Source organism: Limimaricola soesokkakensis (genome assembly GCF_900172345.1).
Lineage (GTDB): Bacteria > Pseudomonadota > Alphaproteobacteria > Rhodobacterales > Rhodobacteraceae > Limimaricola > Limimaricola soesokkakensis.
In genome coordinates, this window is record NZ_FWFY01000005.1 from 161,793 (window position 1) to 180,414 (window position 18,622).

Consider the following 18,622-nt stretch of genomic DNA (forward strand, 5'->3'; position numbering starts at 1 on the left):
TGCCTTACGGTGCGGGCTCGGCGATGAAGAAATCCGGATGCGCTTCGGCGACCTTCGGCAGGTCGTCGAGCACGCCGCGCAGATGGGTTCGGACCGCCGCTTCGGCGGCATCTGCGTCTCCTGCCGCGATCGCGTCGACGATGGCCTGATGCTGGCCGACCAGCCGGTCGACGGGGAACTCCACGGCCGTGAGGTGCCGCACCCGGTCCATGTGCATCTTGATCGGCTGCAGATGCGTCCAGGCACCGGCGCGACCGGCCATCTCGGCCAGCGTACGGTGGAACAGCTCGTCCAGCTCTACGAAGCTGCGTCCCCCGTCCTGCGCGGCCTTGGCCTGATCCGCCATCTGACGGCGCAGCTCGGCCAGCGCGGCCGCATCGGCGCTGCGCGCCGCCAGCCGGGCGATATCGGCCTCGACCGCCTCGCGCACGAAGCGCGAGACCTCGACCTCGGCGACGTCGATCTTGCGCACATAGGTGCCGCGCTGCGGCCGCACTTCCAACAGCTTTTCCCCGGCGAGCCGGATGAACGCCTCACGCACCGGCTGGCGCGAGAGGCCATAGCCGGTGGCAATGTCCTGTTCCGACAGGCGGGTGCCCGGGGTCAGTTCGCCGGTGACGATGCGCGCGCGGAGGCTGGTGATGAGCTGGAGGCCAACCGGGGCGGAGGCGTCGAGGGCGAAGGATGCTGGGTTCGTGGCTGACATGGCGCTCTCTATGGATCTGGCGCCACCTTAATCCATACTACCATACTTGTAAACTTTCGAATCGCGGTCTAGTCTCGTCAGCGATTGGGAGGGAGATCCGTTATGCGGCAGACATGGCGCTGGTTCGGGCCGAAGGACGGGGTTGGCATCGACGACATGATGCAGGCCGGGGTCGAGGGCGTGGTCTCGGCGTTGCATCACATGCCCACCGGCGTGGTCTGGCCTCTGGAAGAGATCGAGCAGCGGCAGCGCGAGATTGCCACGCGTGCTGACGGCACCGCTTCCGGTCTTGCCTGGGAGGTGGTCGAGAGCCTGCCCGTCTCCGAGGACATCAAGAAGCAGTCCGGCGATTGGCGTGCCCATATCGCGGCCTACAAGCAAAGCATGGCCGATCTCGCCAACGCCGGCATCGAGGTGATCTGCTACAACTTCATGCCGGTTCTGGACTGGACCCGCACCGACCTTGCCTACCGCGTCGCGCATGGCGGCACGGCAATGCGTTTCGACCTGCACGACTTCGCGGCCTTCGATATCCATATCCTGAAGCGCCCCGGCGCGGCCGAGAGCTTTCCAGAGGGCGTGGCCGAGATCGCGGCCGAGCGTTTCGCGCGGATGGACGATGACATGCGCCGCCGTCTGGCCACCAATGTCGTCTTCGGCCTGCCGGGGGCCGCCGAGCATTTCACCCTCGACGACGTGCGCGCGCATCTGGCCGAATATGCGGGCATGCGCGCCGAGACGCTGCGCGGCCACCTGATCGATTTCCTCGCGGAAGTGGCGCCCGAGGCCGAAAGGCTGGGGCTTCGGCTCTGCTGTCACCCCGACGATCCGCCATTCTCTTTACTGGGCCTGCCGCGCGTCATGTCGACCGAGGCCGATTACTGCGCCGTGATGGAGGCGGTGGATCTGCGCGCGAACGGCATCACGCTGTGCTCGGGCTCGCTTGGTGCGCGGGCCGACAACGACATTCCCGGCATGATGGCGCGGCTGGGGGATCGGGTGCATTTCCTGCACATGCGCAACGTCGCGCGCGAAGGCGACGGCACGCCCTGCTCGTTCCACGAGGCCGAGCATCTGGGCGGCGACACCGACATGGTGGATTTTATCGCCGCCGTTCTACGCGAGGAGGCACGACGTCGGGAAGAGGGCCGCGCCGATGTCTCGATCCCGTTCCGCCCCGATCACGGGCAGGACATCCTCGACGACCTGAAGCGCAGGGCCCAGCCCGGCTACCCGGCGATCGGCCGGCTCAAGGGGCTGGCCGAGCTGCGCGGCATCATGACCGCGCTCGGCCATGCCGAGCATGGGCTGCGGCCATGACCCGGCTTTCGCGCAGCGCGCTGGCACAGCTGCCCGTGGGCGCGGCCCGCGGCTACGACCCGGCGGCGCATGGTGTGGGTATTCTTCATCTCGGGGCGGGCGCCTTCCATCGCGCGCATCAGGCCGCGATCACCGACGCCGCGCTGGCGGCCTCTGGCGGCGATTGGCGCATCGCGGGGGTCAGCCTGCGCTCGGCCGACTTGGCCAAGACGCTGGCATCGCAGGACGGGCTTTACACGCTGATCGAGCGCGGCGCGCAGGGCGACCGGGCGCGGGTGATCGGTGCGATCGACCGGGTGGTCGCGGCGCGCGGCACGCCCGAGGCGGTGCTCGGGCCGATGTCCGATCCGGCGATCCGCATCGTCACGCTAACCGTCACCGAAAAGGCCTATGGCATCGACCGGAGCGGTCCTGACGCCGACCCGGCACATCCGGATGTCGCGGCCGATTTCGAAAGACCGGCCGCGCCGCGCGGCGTGCTGGGGCTACTGGTCGAGGGGCTGCGCCGACGGCGTGCGGCGGGACATGCGCCCTTCACCGTGCTGTGCTGCGACAACTTGCCGGAGAACGGTGCGCTGTTGCGCGGGGGCGTGGTGGGCTTTGCCCGTCGGGTTGATCCCGAACTCGCCGACTGGATCGCCGCCAAAGTGGCCTTCCCGTCCTCGATGGTCGACCGGATCACCCCGGCGGCGACCGAGGCGACGCTCGCGCTCGCGGCCCGCCTGACCGGTTTCGAGGATGCCGCGGCGATCGAGACCGAGCCCTTCTGCCAATGGGTGATCGAGGATCGCTTCCCGCAGGGTCGCCCCGACTGGGCGGCGGGCGGCGCGATCTTCGTCGACGACGTAGCGCTCTACGAGCGGATGAAGCTCAGGATGCTGAACGGGGCGCATTCGCTCATCGCCTATGCCGGGTTCATCTCGGGCCATGCGCTGGTGCGCGAGGCGATGGCCGACCCGGCCCTCGCGGCCTTGGCGCGGCGGCAGATCGCGGCGGCGGCCGCGACGCTGGACCCGCTGCCCGGCATCGATCTCGCGGCCTATGGCGATGAGCTTGCCGCGCGTTTCGCCAATCCGGCGATCGCGCACGAGACCTACCAGATCGCGATGGATGGCAGCCAGAAGCTGCCGCAGCGCATCTTCGGCCCGGCCTGCGACGCGCAGCTTGTGGGGCAGGATCTGCGCCCTTTCGCCTTCGCCACCGCGGCCTGGGCGCGCTACTGCATGGGCCGGGACGAGAGTGGGGAACGCTACGCGCTGCGCGACCCGCGCGAGGTCGAGATCGCGGCGGTCGTCGAGGCGGCGGGCGATGGTGCGAGGGCGCTGCTCGCCGGGCTGCTGCGGCTGCCGGGGCTGACACCTGCCGAGCTCCTCGACGGTGCGTTCGAGGCGCAGTCGGCGGAGATCCTGCACGACATGATCGAGCGGGGCATGGCCACCGCCATCGCGGGTGAGGCGGCGTGATGCAGCTTCTCGCGATCGGCGAATGCATGATCGAGATGTCGGGCGGGCAGGATGGCTGCTGGCGCATGGGCTTTGCCGGGGACACGCTCAACACGCTGTGGTACGCGCGCGCCGGGCTGGACCCGGCCGAGGGGCCGGTGGGCTATTTCACCGCGCTCGGGACCGACGGCTTCTCGGACCGGATCGTGGCATTCCTCGACAAGGCGGGCATCGCCACGGGAGCGATCCGGCGGATACCCGACCGGCGTCCCGGTCTCTACATGATCGAGCAACGGGACGGGGACCGCGCCTTCACCTACTGGCGTGATACCTCGGCGGCGCGTGCCCTTGCCGATGACGAAGCGGTGCTGCGGACCGCGATGCGGGACGCGCGGATGATCTACCTGTCGGGGATAACGTTGGCGATCCTGCCGGCCGAGGGCCGGGCGCGGCTGCTCGATGCCCTGCGCGCCGCGCGAGAGGGCGGGGCCCGCATCGCCTTCGACCCCAATATCCGCCCCGCCCTTTGGTCCGACGAGGCCGGAATGCGCGACGCGATCACCGCAGCGGCGGCGATCTCGGACATCGCGCTGCCGAGCTTCGATGACGAGGCGCGTTGGTTCGGCGACGCCGATCCCGCCGCCTGCGCCCGACGCTATGCTGCCGCCGGGGCGGGCGAGGTGGCGGTCAAGGACGGGGCCGGGCCGGTGACACTCCTCTCGGAGGGCGAGACGACGGTCATGCCGGTGCCGCCAGCGGTCAAAGTGGTCGACGCCACCGGCGCGGGCGACAGCTTCAACGGGGGCTATCTCGCGGCCCGGCTGAACGGTGCCTCGCCGGTCGAGGCCGCGCGGGCCGGAACCGTCATGGCCGCGCGGGTGATCGCGGCGCATGGGGCGATCATCGACTTGCCCGAAACCCGGATCTGGGACCGGGATGCACCCAAGGGAGGCCGCGATGACCGCTGATCGGACAATCTATGCCGGTCGCCACGACCCGGTCGCAGCGCGGCGCGTCGGCGATTTTCTCTTCGATACGCTGCCGGGGTGGCTGGAACTGGCGCAGGACGACAGCGGCGCGGTGGCCGAACGGCTCGAGGCGCCGGGCAAACCCCTGGCCTCGCCCGAGCGCACGACGCTGACCCAGGCGCGGCTCGTCTTCACCTTCGCGCATCTGCATCTCGCGACCGGCGCGCCATGGATGCGCGAGGCCGCCATCGCGATCCATCGCTATCTCGACACGGCGCTGCGCGACGAGGATGGCGGTTACCGCGTCGCGGCGCTGGCCTCGGGCGCGCCGAGCGCCGCCCCCGAATACGCTCTGCGCCGCACCTATGACCAGTCCTTCGCGTTGCTGGCATTAGTAACTTTGCGCCGCGCAGCACCCGAGGCGGTGCCTGAAGGGCGGGTCGAGGCCTGCTGGGACTTCATTTCGACGCGCCTTACCGATCCCGCGACCGGCGCGCTGTGGGAGGATGACGCGATGGCGGCGCGCGGGCCCTGGCCCGGCGAACTGCGGGCGCAGAACCCGCATATGCACATGATCGAGGCGCTGCTCCAGGCCCATGAGATGACCGGTGAGGCGGTCTGGCGCGACCGGGCGGCCGGTCTGGTCGAGGTTGGGCTGCGACATTTCCTCGATCCCGACACCGGCGCGATCCGCGAGTTCACCGGCCACGACCTCGCCCCGTTCGACACGGCCGATGGCTGGCGCCGCGAGCCGGGGCACCAGTATGAATGGGCCTGGCTGCTGCGCCGCTTCGCGGCGATGGGTGGCGATCCGGCGGTGACTGAGACGGCCGCGCGGATGCAGCGCTTCGTCGAGGCGCACGGGCTGCGCCGGGACGGGCCGCTCGCCGGGGCGCCCTTTGACGCGGTCTCGGCCGATGGCGCCGTGACCGAGCCCGAACATCTGCTCTGGCCGCTGACCGAGGCGGGCAAGCTCTATGCCGACCTGCATGCCGAGACCGGCGATCGGGAACATGCCGCGCGGGCGCTGGCGCTGCTCGAGCTGATTTTCGCGCGCTACGTCGCGGACGGGTCTGACCCGTTCTGGGTCAACCGCCTCGACAGACAGGGCCGGGTGCTCTGGCCTGAGGCGCTGAGCCGGCTGCTTTACCATCTCGCGCTGTTCCTGACCGAGGGCGGCCGCGCCGGGCTGTGGTCGCTCAAACAGGATGCCGCGCCGCGAGATCAAGATGTTCACAAGGAGGAGGACCTTACATGAACCACCGCATCACCACCGTGCTTGCCACCATCGCCGCCCTGTCGACGGGCGCTGCCACGGCGCAGGAATACTCGTTGAACCTGTCGACCTCGCAGACGCTGCAGGACCCGCTTGTCATCGCGATGCAGGGCGCCGAGGAGCGGATCGAGGAACGCTCCGAGGGCCGCATGGAGGTGACGATCTACCCCTCCTCGCAGCTCGGCGAGGACAATGACGTGCTCGAGCAGATCCGCGCCGGCGCGCCGATCGCGGCACTGGTCGATGCCGGCCGGCTCGCGCCGTTCCTGCCCGAGCTGGGCATTCTCGCCGCGCCCTATCTGGTCAACGACTACACCGAGTATGCCGCGATCACCGAGAGCCCGGTCTACGAGGAATGGGTCGAAGAGCTGGCCGAGGAGTCCGGCATCCGGCTCCTGAACTACAACTGGTTCCAGGGCACCCGGCAGATGTTCACCCAAGACAAGGTCGAGACGCCCGAGGATCTGAACGGCGTCCGGGTGCGCACCATCGACGCACCGGGCTGGGTCGCGACGGTCGAGGCGATGGGTGCGACGCCCGCGCCCATGGCATGGTCCGAGGTCTATTCTGCGCTGCAGCTCGGCGCGGTGGACGGCGCGGAGGCGCAGCTCACCGGGGCCTATGGCATCAAGCTGCACGAGGTGTCGAACAACGTCGCCTTTACCAACCACATCCAGCTCTTCACCGGGCTCGCCACCTCCGAGAGCTGGTTCGCCTCGCTGCCCGAGGACCTGCAGGCGATCGTCACCGAGGAGCTTAAGGCCGCAGGCGAGGAGGCCACGCGCGAGACGGTGGCCAAGCTGGCCGAGGTGCAGACCGAGATGGAGGCGGCGGGCGTCGCGTTCAACGAGGTCGACATCGCGCCGTTCCGCGACCGCGTCGACGTGGTCTACGAGAAGGTCGGCCTGGTCGAGGCGCGCGAGGCGCTGGCCCCCTATCTGCCCTCGGCGGAGTAAGCCCAAGATCCCCGGCGCCACGGTGCCGGGGGTCGAATACCAGCCGCGCCGGGGAGGGTGAGGATGATCTTCTGGAAACTCTATGACGGGATCGAGCAGGCGCTGGCGCTGATCGCGCTTATCGGCACGGTGGCGGCCGTGCTGACCGCCGGGATCGGTCGCAGCATCGGCGCGCCGGTGACCTCGGCGCCGCAATTCGCACAGCTCTTTCTGATCTGGACCTGCATGCTGGGCGCTGATCTCGCCATGAAGCGCGGCGAGGCGATCCGCGTCTCGGCGCTGCCGGACCTGCTGCCGCCGGGCGGGCGGAGGTTGCTGTCGCTGGTGAGCCTCGTGCTGATCATGCCGTTTCTCGGCTTTCTCGCCTATCTCGGATGGGACCTCGCGATCGGAAACTGGCAGCGCGAGCTCGGCGGCTCGGGGCTGTCCTATGGGCTGGTCACGCTGGCCCTGCCGGTGGGGGCGGTGCTGCTGGCGCTGACGCTGATGCGACGCGTGCTCTCGCTCGGGCTGAACGCGGCGTTCGAGCCGGTGCTGCCCGATCTGGGTGCGCTCGGCACCGACCGGACCCCCGGTCACGCGCCCGGCCTCGCCGCCGGGCACAGCTCGGAGGACCTGCTGTGATTTCCGCCCTGATCCTGATCCTTGCGCTGACGCTGATCGTGATCGGTATGCCGGTCGCCTTCGCGATCGGCATCGCCGGCACCGCCTATTTCCTGCTGCCCGGCACCTTCCTGCCCGACAGCACCGCCGTGCAGCGCATCGTCGCGGCGAGCCAGTCCTTCCCGCTCCTCGCGGTGCCGCTGTTCATCCTGCTCGGCAACCTGATGAACAGCTCGGGCATCACGCCGCGCCTCGTCGGGCTCGCCACGGTGATCGCGGGCTGGATGCGCGGCGGTCTCGCGCAGTCGACGCTGATCCTCAGCGCGCTGATGGGCGGCGTCTCTGGCTCGGCCGTGGCCGACGCGGCGATGCAGGCCCGCATCCTCGGCGAGCCGATGGTCGAGAAGGGCTATGATCGCGGTTTCACCGCCGCGCTGCTCGCCATCGGCGGCCTGATCACTGCGACGCTGCCGCCGAGCCTCGGCCTAATCCTCTATGGCTATCTCGGCGAGGTTTCGATCGGCCGGCTGTTCATCGCCGGCATCGTGCCGGGGATGCTGTTGCTGGTGGTGCTGATGGTCGCCACTTGGGGCGTGGCGCGGCAGCGTGACTACAAGCCTGAGACCGAACGACTGCCGACGCTGCGCGAAGTGGGCCACGAGTTGTGGCGCAGCTTCTGGGCGGTGCTGTTCCCGGTCTGGTTGCTGATCGGCATCCGCTTCGGCTTTTTCACCCCGTCCGAGGCCGGTGCCTTCGCGGTGGCCTATGCGCTGATCATCGGCACGCTGATCTACCGCGAGCTCGACGCCGCCAAGATCCTCGACGCCATGGTCCAGAGCCTGCGTGACATCGGGATGATCATGCTGATCATCCTGTTCTCCGGCACCTTCGGCTACGTCATCACCTTCGAACGGGTGCCGCAGAGCATCGCCGAGGTGGCGCTGACGGCGCTGTCGGATCCAACCGTGCTGCTCTTCGTGATCGCGGGCTTCCTGATGGTGCTGGGCATGCTGGTCGAGGCCACGGTGCTGGTGATGCTGCTGACGCCGATCCTCGTGCCGGTGGTAACGGCGGCGGGCATCGACCCGGTGCATTTCGGGCTGGTGATGATGACGCTGGTGACCTTCGGCGGCATGACCCCGCCGGTGGGCGTGTCGATGTTCACCGTTTGCGGCATCCTGCGCTGCAGCTACCGCGACTACTCGATCCAGATGCTGCCGCTGGTGGCGGCGGTGCTGGGGCTGGTGACGCTGATGATCCTGTTCCCTGGCCTCGTGATGTTCCTTCCCAACTGGCTGATGTGATCCGATGACCCTGCATCCCGACCGGCTGCTGCCGCCCGATCCCGCGACTCGCAAGCTGGCGCGCGAGCTGTACCACGCGGTCGCCGACCTGCCGATCGTCTCGCCGCATGGCCATACCGATCCACGCTGGTGGGGCGAGAACCCGCGCTTTTCCGATCCCGCGCAGCTTTTCGTGACGCCTGATCATTACGTGACCCGAATGCTCACCAGCCAGGGCGTGCCCTTCGAAGCGATGGGCATCGGCGCGGGGGCCGAGACCGACCCGCGCGCGATCTGGCGGCTCTTCGCGCGCAACTTCCACCTGTTCCGGGGCACGCCCTCGCGGCTGTGGATCGAGCACGCGCTGGAAAGCCTGTTCGGCGTCACCGAGCGGCTGTCCGAGGCCACGGCGGATCGCGCCTATGACGCCATCGCCGAGCGGCTCGCGCGGCCGGAATTCCGCCCGCGCGAACTATACGACCGCTTCAATATCGAGGTGATCGCGACCACCGACGGGGCGCTCGACGATCTCGCGCAGCACGCGACGCTGCGCGGTTCGGACTGGTCCGGCCGGGTGGTGCCGACCTACCGCCCCGACGCGGTGGTCGACCCCGAGGCGCCGGGCTTCGCGGCGGCGCTCGACCGGCTGGGCGAAGTGACTGGCTGCGACACCGGCAGCTGGGAGGGCTATCTGGCGGCTCATCGCGCGCGGCGGGCCTTCTTCATTTCGATGGGCACCACGGCAAGCGATCACGGCCACCCGACGCCGCGTACCGCCGACCTGCCCGAGGCCGAGGCTCGCGCCCTCTTCGACCGGGTGCGCCGGGGTGGGGCGAGCGCGGCCAATGCCGAGCTGTTCCGGGCGCAGATGCTGACCGAGATGGCGCGGATGTCGCTCGAGGATGGGTTGGTTATGCAGCTGCATGCCGGCTCCTCGCGCGGCCATTCCGACGCGGTCCGCGCCGCCTATGGCCCCGACCGAGGCTTCGACATCCCGCTGCCGTCGAGCTTCACCGAGGCGCTGCGGCCGCTCTTGAACGCGGTCGGTCTCGATCCGCGTCTAAGCCTGATCCTATTCACCCTAGACGAGACCACCTATGCGCGCGAACTGGCGCCGCTGGCGGGGGTCTGGCCCTGCCTGCGGCTCGGCCCGCCCTGGTGGTTCCACGACAGCTACGAGGGAATGCGCCGCTACCGCGAGGCGGTCACCGAGACCGCCGGGTTCTACAACACCGCCGGCTTCAACGACGACACCCGTGCGCTGTGTTCGATCCCGGCGCGGCACGACGTGGCGCGGCGGGTCGATAGCGGCTTTCTGGCCGAGCTGGTGGTGACGCATCGCCTCGACGAGGACGAGGCCTTCGAGATCGCGCCGCTGCTGGCCGGCGATCTCGCCCGGCAGGCCTACCGCCTCGGCTGAGCGCATGTCCGCGACCCCCGACGATACCGAGTGAAGGAGACCCCATGTTGAGCGTAGAGACCCGCCACGCCGTGCACCCGGCGCAGGCGAAGGTGATGGATACCGCCGAACTGCGCGCCCATTTCCTGGCCCGGGACATGTTCCGCGACGGCGAGATCCGCCTGATCTATACCCATTACGACCGCTTCGTAATGGGTGGCGCGGTGCCCGCCGGGGGTAGCCTGACCCTCGAGACAGTGGCCGAGACCGGCACCGAGCGGTTTCTGGACCGGCGCGAGATGGGCATCGTCAATATCGGCGACACCGGCTCGGTGCGCTGCGACGGTGAATGCTACGAGATGGCGCGCGGCGACGTGCTCTATCTCGGCAAGGGCAGCGGCGCGGTCAGCTTCGAGGGCGAGGGCCGCTTCTACATCACCTCGGCTCCGGCCCATGCCGCCTTTCCCTCGCGCCTGATCACGCCGGCCGATTGCAAGGAGGTGCGACTGGGCGAGCCCGCGAGTTCCAACCAGCGCGTCATCAAGCAGTTCATCCACCCGCAGGTGATGGAGAGCTGTCAGCTGGTCCTCGGCTATACCAGCCTCGCGGAGGGCTCGGTCTGGAACACCATGCCGAGCCATGTCCATGACCGCCGCATGGAGGCCTATCTCTATTGGGGCATGGAGGAGGAAGCCCGCGTGCTGCATCTGATGGGCGAGCCGCAGGAAACGCGACACCTGTTCGTCGCGAACGAGGAAGGCGCGATCTCGCCGCCTTGGTCGATCCATTCCGGCGCCGGTATCGGCAGATACAGCTTCATCTGGGCAATGGCGGGCGACAATATCGACTTCACCGACATGGATTTCGTTAAGCCGGGGGAGATGCGCTGATGGCGGGTCTGTTTTCGCTCGATGGCCGCAAGGCCCTCGTCACCGGCGCCAATGCCGGGATCGGCCGTGCCATCGCGACGGCGCTCGCGGGGCAGGGCGCGCATGTGGTCTGCGCCGGACGACGCAACTGCGACGAGACGGTGGCGGAGATCGCGGCGGCGGGCGGCTCGGCCGAGAGCCTGAGGCTCGATTTCGCCGATCCGATGGCGGCGCGGGATGTGTTCGAGGGGGCGGGCTTCGATATCCTCGTCAATAATGCGGGCATCATTCGCCGCGCCGACAGCGTCGATTTCACCGAGGCCGACTGGGACGATGTCGTCGACATCAACATGAAGGCGGTGTTCTTCACCACGCAGGCCTTCGGGCGCGAGCTGATCGCGCGGGGCCGTTCGGGCGCGGTGGTCTCGATCGCCTCGCTCTTGTCGTTTCAGGGCGGGATCCGGGTGCCGTCCTATACCGCCTCCAAGCACGGGGTGGCCGGTTTGACCAAGATCCTCGCCAACGAATGGGCAAAACACGCGATCACCGTCAACGCGGTGGCGCCGGGCTACATCGCGACGGCGAACACGCAGGCGCTGCGCGATGACCCCGAACGCGCGCGCGCCATCCTCGACCGCATCCCCGCCGGACGCTGGGGCGCGCCCGAGGATATCGGCGGCACCGTGGCCTTTCTCTGCTCGCCGGCGGCGACCTATCTGACCGGCTCGGTGATCAACGTCGATGGCGGCTGGATGGCGCGCTGAGGCTTGGCCAGGACCACATTCTGCACCGAATGCGGTGTCCATGACCCGATCGCGGTCACGTCAAGGATCGCGGTCAAACGATATCCTTCCGGCCGGCCACCCCTTCATGGCCGGTCCGCCCGCTATCATGGAACCGGAATGCCCCGAAGGGGTGAAGACAGGGCGAAAACCCCGCCCGGAGCGCTGCTCCGCCAGCGAACTCTCGGCGGGGAGCGAGGGGGAATCGTCGCACCGTGTCACATGCCCGGTGCCCGTTACAGCCTGCGATAATTTCGGAGACGCCGCCCACTGGTGCAAGGATCCGTGCAGTAGCACGACAAGTCCGGTCGCTCGGGGCGCTCGGAGCGCGACTCCCTTGATGTGACAGGCCCTCGCCGGAAAGGGTGCCCCATGATGAAGACGCTCGGATCTCTGCTCGTGGCGGGCCTGCAGGTGAGCGGGGCCTGGTAGATCGACTTCGGGCCGGAAGCCGGTACGGGGCAGGCGCCCGCGGAAAGCGCGATGCCGATGCGCGGCCCCGGCGGGGCAGGTGGTGGCGGGCGCGCGGCACTCGTTACCACGCAGCCGGTCGAGTTCATTCCTTACGAGGACATCTATCAGGCCATCGGCACGGTGCGGGCCGGGCACCGCGTGCAGGTCCAGTCGCAAGTGTCGGAGCAGGTGACCGAGGGCCTGATCGAAATCGGCGCCGAGGTCGAAGCGGGCACGCCGCTCCTGCGGCTCGACGACCGGGTGCAGCAACTCGCTCTGCGCACCGCCAAGGCCGAGCTCGCCGAGGCGCAAAGCCCGCTTGCGCGTTACGAAGCGCTTCCCGACGGCGGCAATGTCGCCGTGACGGACGTGCTGATCGCGGAGGCGCGTACGGCCGTCGAGATCGCGGCCGCGGCGATGGAAGGCGCGGGGCACGACCTGTCGGAGCGGTGATCGTGGCGCCGATCGGCGGGCATCTGGGGATATCGGAAATCGAACGCGGCACCGCGATCTCGGTCGGCACCGACATCGTCACGATCAGCGATCTCGACGAGATGAGGGCCTCCTTCAGTCTGCCGGACCGGGCATTTGGCAGCCTCGCGCCCGGGTTTGAGGTGGCGATGTCGCTGCCGACCCGCCCCGGCACGGTCTACGAGGCGGTGATCAGCGCCGTCGATACCGAGATCGACTCCACGACGCGGAAGATCGCGGCCTTCATGGATGTCGAGGTGCGCGAGATGCCCGATGTCGATCAGCCCGTAATCTCGATCCGCGCCTCCTATGACGGGGCCGACCCGCAAACCGTCGACACCGAGGTGACCTCGGCGTTCGAGGAGGCGCTGAGTGCGCTGGACGGGATCAACACGATCTCGTCCAGCTCCGGCTTCAGCTCGTCGCGGACCAACGTGGAGCTGGCCTCGGGCATCGATATCGATGCCGCCGCGACATCCGCCCGCGAGATCGTCGCACAGCAGGAGAGCCAGCTCCCCGACAGCATCGGCGATGGTGATCATGCTGACCGTGCCGTTCGGGCTTTGCGCCGCTGTGATGGCGATCGCGCTTACCGGCGGCTCGCTCAACTACTACAGCCAGATCGGCCTCGTGATGCTGATCGGGATCATGGCCAAGCACGGCATCCTGATCGTCGAGTTCGCCAACCAGATGCGCGAGGCCGGGCATGACATCGACCGGGCGATCCGCCATGCGGCCGAATTGCGGCTTCAGCCGGTGTTGATGACCATGGCCTCGACCGTGCTGGGCGGGCTGCCGCTGGTGCTGTCCTCCGGTGCGGGCGCCGAGGCGCGCATCGCGGTGGGCTGGGTCGTGGTCGGTGGTCTGGGCTTTGCCTCGGTCTTCACCCTTCTGCTGACCCCGGTCTTCTACGGCTGATCGCGCCCTGGGGCGGCCAGCCGGGCGCCGCCGCGGCGCGCGCGCGGCAGGAGATGCTCTCGTAACGACGACGCGGGAGCGCCTCGGGAGGCCGGCGCGCCTCGCTCCAGCCCTGGATGCCGGGGGTGTTCCTGCCGTCGCGGAACCGCAATGCCGGGGGCCGGGTTCTGGCGGTGTGACGCACCGTTCAACGGGAGGATGCCATGGCCTCGCGCCCCGTCTGGAAGGGCCAGCTGCGCCTGTCGCTGGTGGCCATTCCCATCGAGTTGCATTCGGCCCGCGAGAGCGGATCGAAAACCAGTTTCCGACAGATCCACAAGCCCTCGGGCAAGCCGGTGAGCTACCAGAAGGTGGTGGCGGGGCTCGGACCGATCGATACCGCCGAGATCGTGAAGGGGTTCCAGACCGCCAAGAACGAATACGTCCTGATCGAGCCGGAGGAGATCGAGGAGATCCGGCTCGAAACGCGCAAGACGCTCGAGATGGTGCAGTTCGTCGAGGCGGCGGAGATCGCTCCGCTCTACTACGACGCCCCCTATTACGTGGTGCCCGCCGACGAACTGGCGCAGGACGCCTACCGCGTGGTGCGCGACGCGTTGCGTCAGAGCGGCAAGGTGGGCCTCGGTCAGTTGGCGATGCGGGGGCGCGAATATCTCTGCGCGATCCGCCCTTGTGGCGACGGGTTGCTGCTCGAGACGCTGCGTTATGAGGACGAGATCCGCAAGGCGGAGCCGCTATTCAGCCAGATCGAGGACGATCCCGCCGACAAGGAGCTGTTGGAGGTCGCGACGCAGCTCATCGAGGCCAAGACCGCGCCTTTCGATGCTTCGGCCTATGAGGACCACTACGCGCAGGCGCTGAAGGAGCTGGTGGCGCGCAAATCCCGGTCCAAGAAAGCGCCGCGTGCCCGGCCCGGCGAGGACGCGCCCGAGGTCGAGACCGACGACAAGGGCAACGTGGTCGATCTCATGGCGGCGCTCAAGAAGAGCCTCGAGAAGGACAAGAAGGGCGGGCGGAAATCGTCCTCCTCCCGCAAGAAGGCCTCATGAGTCGGCTCGACCGCTACCGCGACAAGCGCGACTTCGACGCCACGCCGGAGCCGCAGGCGGGCGAGAGCAGCGGCAACGGACGCAGCTTCGTCGTGCAGAAGCACGATGCCACGCGCCTGCATTACGACTTCCGGCTCGAGCATGAGGGCGCGCTCTGGTCGTGGGCCGTGACGCGCGGGCCTGCCGACGATCCGCGCGAAAAGCGTCTCGCGGTCAGGACCGAGGATCACCCGCTGGACTATGCCGGTTTCGAAGGGGTGATCCCGAAGGGCAATTACGGCGCAGGTACGGTGATGCTGTGGGACCGCGGCAGCTGGGAGCCGCTGGACGAGGATCCGGGCGCGGCGCTGGCGGCGGGCAAGCTCAAGTTCCGGCTCTCAGGAGAGCGGATGCATGGCGGCTGGACGCTGGTGCGCATGAAGGGCCGGGCCCGGGACCGGGGGCGCGAGAACTGGCTTTTGATCAAGGAGCGCGACGATCAGGCGGGCGACGATCCCGAGGGTCTGACAACGCGCCATCTCACCTCCATCGAGAGCGGGCGCGACCTAGACGCGATCGCGGCAGGGGCAAAGGCGGCCATGCGGCCCGAAGATGACGGCCGGAGCGCGCCGCATGAGGATGGCGGCGCCTCGCCGGAAAGAAAGGGGGCGGCGCCCGGCTTCGTCGCGCCACAGCTCGCGACGCTGCGCGAGGAGGCGCCCGAAGGCGACGACTGGTGGCAGGAGCCTAAGTTCGACGGTTATCGCTGCCTCCTGTCGCTCGGCGCCGACGGGCCGCGCGCCTTCAGCCGCAACGGTCACGACTGGTCCGACCGCTTCGCACCTCTGATCGGTCCGGCGCGGGCCATTCCCTGCGACACCGCCTTGATCGACGGCGAGGTGACGGCTGGTGACGGCAATGGCGATTTCTCCACGCTGCAAAAGGCGCTTGGCGAAGGCGGAGCGCTGTCCTTCTATGCCTTCGATCTTCTGCATCTTGATGGCGAGGATCTGCAGGCGCAGCCCTTGGAGCAGCGACGCGAGGCGCTCGACGCGCTCTTGGGTGAATTGCCCGGCGACGGCGCGATCCGGCTTTCGCCCTATATCATGGGCAGTGCCGAGGAGGTGCTGACGCATCTGTGCGGCGCGGGGGCCGAGGGCATCATCTGCAAGCGGGCCGATGCGCCGTACCGCTCGGGGCGCAGCGCTGACTGGATCAAGGTCAAATGCGTCAAGAGCGCCGAGTTCGTGATCGGCGGTTGGTCGCCCTCCGACAAGCCGGGACGCCCCTTCGCTTCGCTGCTGCTGGGCAGCTTCGAGAGCGGCCGCCTGGTCTATCGCGGCCGAGTCGGCACCGGCTTCGGCGCCGAGACGATGCGGGACCTCGCCGCCCGAATGAAGCCGCTCGCGCGTAAGACCTCGCCGTTCGACGAGGTGCCCAAGGATCAGGCGCGCGGCGCGCGTTGGATCACGCCAGCGCTGGTAGCCCAGATCCGCTATGCCGAGCTGACGGGCGAAGGCCGGGTCCGGCACGGCGTCTTCCAGGGCCTGCGCGAGGACAAGTCCCCGGATGAGGTCACCGCCGCGCAGGAGATGGCGGTCGAACGCGGCGACGCGGCATCGGATGAGCTGTCTTTGAGGGGCATCGACATCTCCAGCGCCGACCGCGTCGTCTATCCCGGCCCCGCCCTGACGAAAGGCGGCGTCGCGCGCTACTACGACGCCGTGGCGGACCGGATGCTCGAACATGCCGCAGATCGTCCCGTCGCGCTGGTGCGGATGCCCTCCGGGCTGGACGGGCAGCGCTTTTTTCAGCGCCACGCTGGCAAGGGGTTCCCGGACGCCATCGGCTCGGTCCGCCTGACCGAAGCCAGCGGCAAGGAGGCCGATTACATCACCTTGCCGAACGCGCAGGCGCTCTTGGGCGCGGTGCAGATGGGCACGCTTGAGTTCCACATCCACGGCGCGCGCAACGATCGGCTCGACCGGCCCGATCGGCTGGTCTTCGATCTCGATCCCGACGAGGGGCTGGGCTTCGACGAGGTCAGGCGCGCGGCCCGCGAGGTCGGCAATCTGGTGCAGAAGCTCGGCCTCGCCTGCGCGCCGATGGTGACGGGGGGCAAGGGCGTCCATGTCGTCGTTCCGCTGCGCCGCGTCGCCGGCTGGGAGACGCTGCGCGGTTTTGCGCAAGCCGTGGCGCAGGGGTTCGAACGCCGGGCCCCGGATCGCTACACCGCCACCATGTCCAAAACCCGTCGCAAGGGCCGCATCTTCATCGACTGGTTGCGCAACGATACGGCTGCAACGGCGATTTCGCCCTATTCGCTGCGCGCGCGACCCGGCGCGCCGGTGGCCGTGCCGGTGACGTGGGACGAGCTGGACGATCTCGACCGCGCCAATGGTTTCTCGGTGAAGGCCGCGGTCGCGCGCGCGCATGAGCCGTGTCCGCTGCTGGCGGCGGCGAAGGGTGCGCCCGGGCTGTCGGAGGCGACGCTGGACGCGCTGGAGGATTGGCTGGAAGAAAGCGCCTGAGCGTTCCGGCTGCGGGCTATCGCTAGCGAATTCAGGCGGCGTCTCCCTTCGGATTGCCAAGGTCGGACCGCTTGTCCTTCGGCGCCGTTATTCCCAGTTCGGAGTGGATGGCCGGGCCCCGATCGCCCGGCGGACGACGGAGAAACGATATGTTCGGCAAGGTTCTTTCGAGCCTCGGTATTGGCGGTGCGACGGTGGATGCGGTGCTGGAAAGCACCGATGTCGAAGTGGGCCGCGTGCTCAGGGCGGAAATCCGCATCAAGGGTGGTACCGCGCGGCAGGAGATCCGCAGTGTCGATCTGGAGCTTGCGACCCGCTGCCTCGTCGAGGGGCCCGGAGACCGCAAGATCCACAGCGACATCATCCTTGCCGCAGGCAGGGTGGAGATCGGCGATGTGGAGGCCGGAGAGGAGCTGAGCTTTCCGATAGAGATGCACGTTCCGGATTCGGCGCCGATCAGCATCGGCTCGACCCGGAGCTTCCTGCGGACCCGGCTCGACGTGCCCGGTGCGGTCGACCCCAAGGACGAGGATCTCGTCAACATCCTGCCCAGCCCGACAATGACGGCGGTGCTGCAAGGGGTGCAGGAGGCCGGGTTCCGGCTGGTGGAGACCGAGGTCGAGTATGATCGCCGCCGCGTGCCGCCCTTCGTGCAGGACTTCGATTTCCGACCCACCGGCTTTGGCGATTTCGGGATCGAGGAGGTCGAGATTTCCTTCGTGCCGGTCGCGGGCGGCGTCGAGGTGCTGCTGACGGTCGATAATCGCGGCGGGTTCTTCCTGGCTGGGCGCGAGAAGACAGCGCGTATCCGGGTCGATCACGCCGAGGCCGCACGGATCGACATGGGGCGGGAGTTGCGCCGGGCGATCGAGCAGCTGCGCTGATCGCCTGCCGCCCCCCGGGCGGAGCCGGGGGGCAGCTATGCTACCGATGGGCACCCTCTAGGGCATTGCGATCAGTTCGGATGGCTCAGGCCGCCTTGTCGGCCGGGCTCCAGGCGAATTTCTGGAACGGCTGGTCGACCGGCGTCTCGGCGAGGTGGTTGGTGTAGTTCGACATGACCTTTTGACTGTAGCCCAGGATCACCTCGAGGATGTTGCGCTTGGTAAAGCCGGCATCGAGGAAGGCCTGCACGTCGGCCTCGGCGACGTTGCCGTGCTGACGCACCAGCTTCAGGGTGAAGTCGCGCAGCGCCTCGAGCCGGGCGTTCGGCAGCGGCGTGCCGTCGCGCAGCGCATCCGTGATCGCGTCGTCGACGCCCATGCTCTTGGCGATGCCGGTATGGGCGGGCACGCAGTAATGGCAGGTGTTCTCGACGTTCACGGTCTGCCAGACGACGGTCAGCTCGTCCTTGTCGAAGCTGGAGTTCACGAACAGCTCGTGGAGCTTCTGGTAGCCTTCGAGCAGGCCGGGCGCCTCGGCCATCACCTTGTGCAGACCGGGCAGGCGGCCGAAGGCCGCCTTGGATTTCTCCAGCAGCGGCCGGCTCTCTTCGGGGGCGGTGGTTTCGTCGTGGAAGGTGAATTCGGTCATGTCGGTGTCCTTGTCCTGACGGGTCCGTGCGACCCGGGATAAGCGGCAACATAACTGGTTTGAGTGATCGCTCAATACCAGATT

At 68.4% G+C, this 18,622-nt stretch carries 16 protein-coding genes and 2 pseudogenes; 16 read left to right on the forward strand and 2 right to left on the reverse strand.

The annotated features are described in order from the left end of the window. Window positions 1-4: 4 nt before the first annotated feature. The gene (locus tag LOS8367_RS10405; RefSeq protein WP_085896434.1) at window positions 5-706 is read right to left on the reverse strand and encodes a GntR family transcriptional regulator; all 702 of its coding nucleotides are present in this window, start codon (window positions 704-706) and stop codon (window positions 5-7) included. A 102-nt stretch (window positions 707-808) separates the two neighbouring features. Between LOS8367_RS10405 and uxuA the strand changes: the two genes are divergently transcribed. The 16 genes and pseudogenes from uxuA to LOS8367_RS10485 all read left to right on the forward strand — a co-directional run bounded on the left by uxuA (window position 809) and on the right by LOS8367_RS10485 (window position 17,889). Further along, entirely contained in the window at window positions 809-2,026 is a 1,218-nt protein-coding gene (uxuA, locus tag LOS8367_RS10410; protein WP_085896435.1) for a mannonate dehydratase, read from the forward strand. Continuing rightward, the gene (locus LOS8367_RS10415) at window positions 2,023-3,489 is read left to right on the forward strand and encodes a mannitol dehydrogenase family protein (protein ID WP_085896436.1); all 1,467 of its coding nucleotides are present in this window, start codon (window positions 2,023-2,025) and stop codon (window positions 3,487-3,489) included. Before uxuA ends, LOS8367_RS10415 begins: the two co-directional genes overlap by 4 nt. Continuing rightward, window positions 3,489-4,436 (forward strand): sugar kinase, encoded by a 948-nt coding sequence (locus LOS8367_RS10420; RefSeq protein ID WP_085896521.1) that lies wholly within the window; start codon window positions 3,489-3,491, stop codon window positions 4,434-4,436. The genes LOS8367_RS10415 and LOS8367_RS10420 overlap by 1 nt, the downstream gene beginning before the upstream one ends. After that, the gene (locus tag LOS8367_RS10425; RefSeq protein ID WP_165761438.1) at window positions 4,426-5,694 is read left to right on the forward strand and encodes an AGE family epimerase/isomerase; all 1,269 of its coding nucleotides are present in this window, start codon (window positions 4,426-4,428) and stop codon (window positions 5,692-5,694) included. Before LOS8367_RS10420 ends, LOS8367_RS10425 begins: the two co-directional genes overlap by 11 nt. Continuing rightward, the gene (locus tag LOS8367_RS10430; protein WP_085896438.1) at window positions 5,691-6,668 is read left to right on the forward strand and encodes a C4-dicarboxylate TRAP transporter substrate-binding protein; all 978 of its coding nucleotides are present in this window, start codon (window positions 5,691-5,693) and stop codon (window positions 6,666-6,668) included. Before LOS8367_RS10425 ends, LOS8367_RS10430 begins: the two co-directional genes overlap by 4 nt. Window positions 6,669-6,731: 63 nt before the next feature. Then, the gene (locus tag LOS8367_RS10435; RefSeq protein ID WP_085896439.1) at window positions 6,732-7,292 is read left to right on the forward strand and encodes a TRAP transporter small permease; all 561 of its coding nucleotides are present in this window, start codon (window positions 6,732-6,734) and stop codon (window positions 7,290-7,292) included. After that, window positions 7,289-8,575, forward strand: coding sequence for a TRAP transporter large permease (locus LOS8367_RS10440; RefSeq protein WP_085896440.1), 1,287 nt, complete (start codon window positions 7,289-7,291; stop codon window positions 8,573-8,575). The genes LOS8367_RS10435 and LOS8367_RS10440 overlap by 4 nt, the downstream gene beginning before the upstream one ends. A 4-nt stretch (window positions 8,576-8,579) precedes the next feature. Then, window positions 8,580-9,974 (forward strand): glucuronate isomerase, encoded by a 1,395-nt coding sequence (uxaC, locus tag LOS8367_RS10445; protein WP_085896441.1) that lies wholly within the window; start codon window positions 8,580-8,582, stop codon window positions 9,972-9,974. 44 nt (window positions 9,975-10,018) lie between these two features. Beyond that, entirely contained in the window at window positions 10,019-10,843 is an 825-nt protein-coding gene (gene kduI / locus LOS8367_RS10450; RefSeq protein WP_085896442.1) for a 5-dehydro-4-deoxy-D-glucuronate isomerase, read from the forward strand. After that, on the forward strand, window positions 10,843-11,586 hold the full coding sequence (gene kduD, locus LOS8367_RS10455) for a 2-dehydro-3-deoxy-D-gluconate 5-dehydrogenase KduD (protein WP_085896443.1): 744 nt from the start codon (window positions 10,843-10,845) through the stop codon (window positions 11,584-11,586). The genes kduI and kduD overlap by 1 nt, the downstream gene beginning before the upstream one ends. 501 nt (window positions 11,587-12,087) lie before the next feature. Further along, window positions 12,088-12,510 carry an efflux RND transporter periplasmic adaptor subunit gene (locus tag LOS8367_RS10460; protein WP_085896444.1) on the forward strand — a complete coding sequence of 141 codons (423 nt, stop codon included), beginning with the start codon at window positions 12,088-12,090 and terminating at the stop codon, window positions 12,508-12,510. A 284-nt stretch (window positions 12,511-12,794) separates the two neighbouring features. After that, window positions 12,795-12,993, forward strand: a pseudogene (locus LOS8367_RS19515) (efflux RND transporter permease subunit); the annotation flags it as partial. A gap of 60 nt (window positions 12,994-13,053) precedes the next feature. Then, a pseudogene (locus tag LOS8367_RS19280) lies at window positions 13,054-13,440 on the forward strand (efflux RND transporter permease subunit); the annotation flags it as partial. Between the two features lie 209 nt (window positions 13,441-13,649). Continuing rightward, window positions 13,650-14,495, forward strand: coding sequence for a non-homologous end joining protein Ku (gene ku / locus LOS8367_RS10475; RefSeq protein WP_085896448.1), 846 nt, complete (start codon window positions 13,650-13,652; stop codon window positions 14,493-14,495). Beyond that, complete coding sequence (ligD, locus tag LOS8367_RS10480) at window positions 14,492-17,005, forward strand: DNA ligase D (RefSeq protein WP_085896449.1); 2,514 nt, start codon at window positions 14,492-14,494, stop codon at window positions 17,003-17,005. Before ku ends, ligD begins: the two co-directional genes overlap by 4 nt. 149 nt (window positions 17,006-17,154) lie before the next feature. Continuing rightward, entirely contained in the window at window positions 17,155-17,889 is a 735-nt protein-coding gene (locus tag LOS8367_RS10485) for a sporulation protein (RefSeq protein WP_165761440.1), read from the forward strand. An 85-nt stretch (window positions 17,890-17,974) separates the two neighbouring features. On the opposite strand, the gene LOS8367_RS10490 is transcribed toward LOS8367_RS10485, so the two are convergent. Then, on the reverse strand, window positions 17,975-18,538 hold the full coding sequence (locus LOS8367_RS10490) for a carboxymuconolactone decarboxylase family protein (RefSeq protein ID WP_085896453.1): 564 nt from the start codon (window positions 18,536-18,538) through the stop codon (window positions 17,975-17,977). Between the last annotated feature and the right edge of the window lie 84 nt (window positions 18,539-18,622).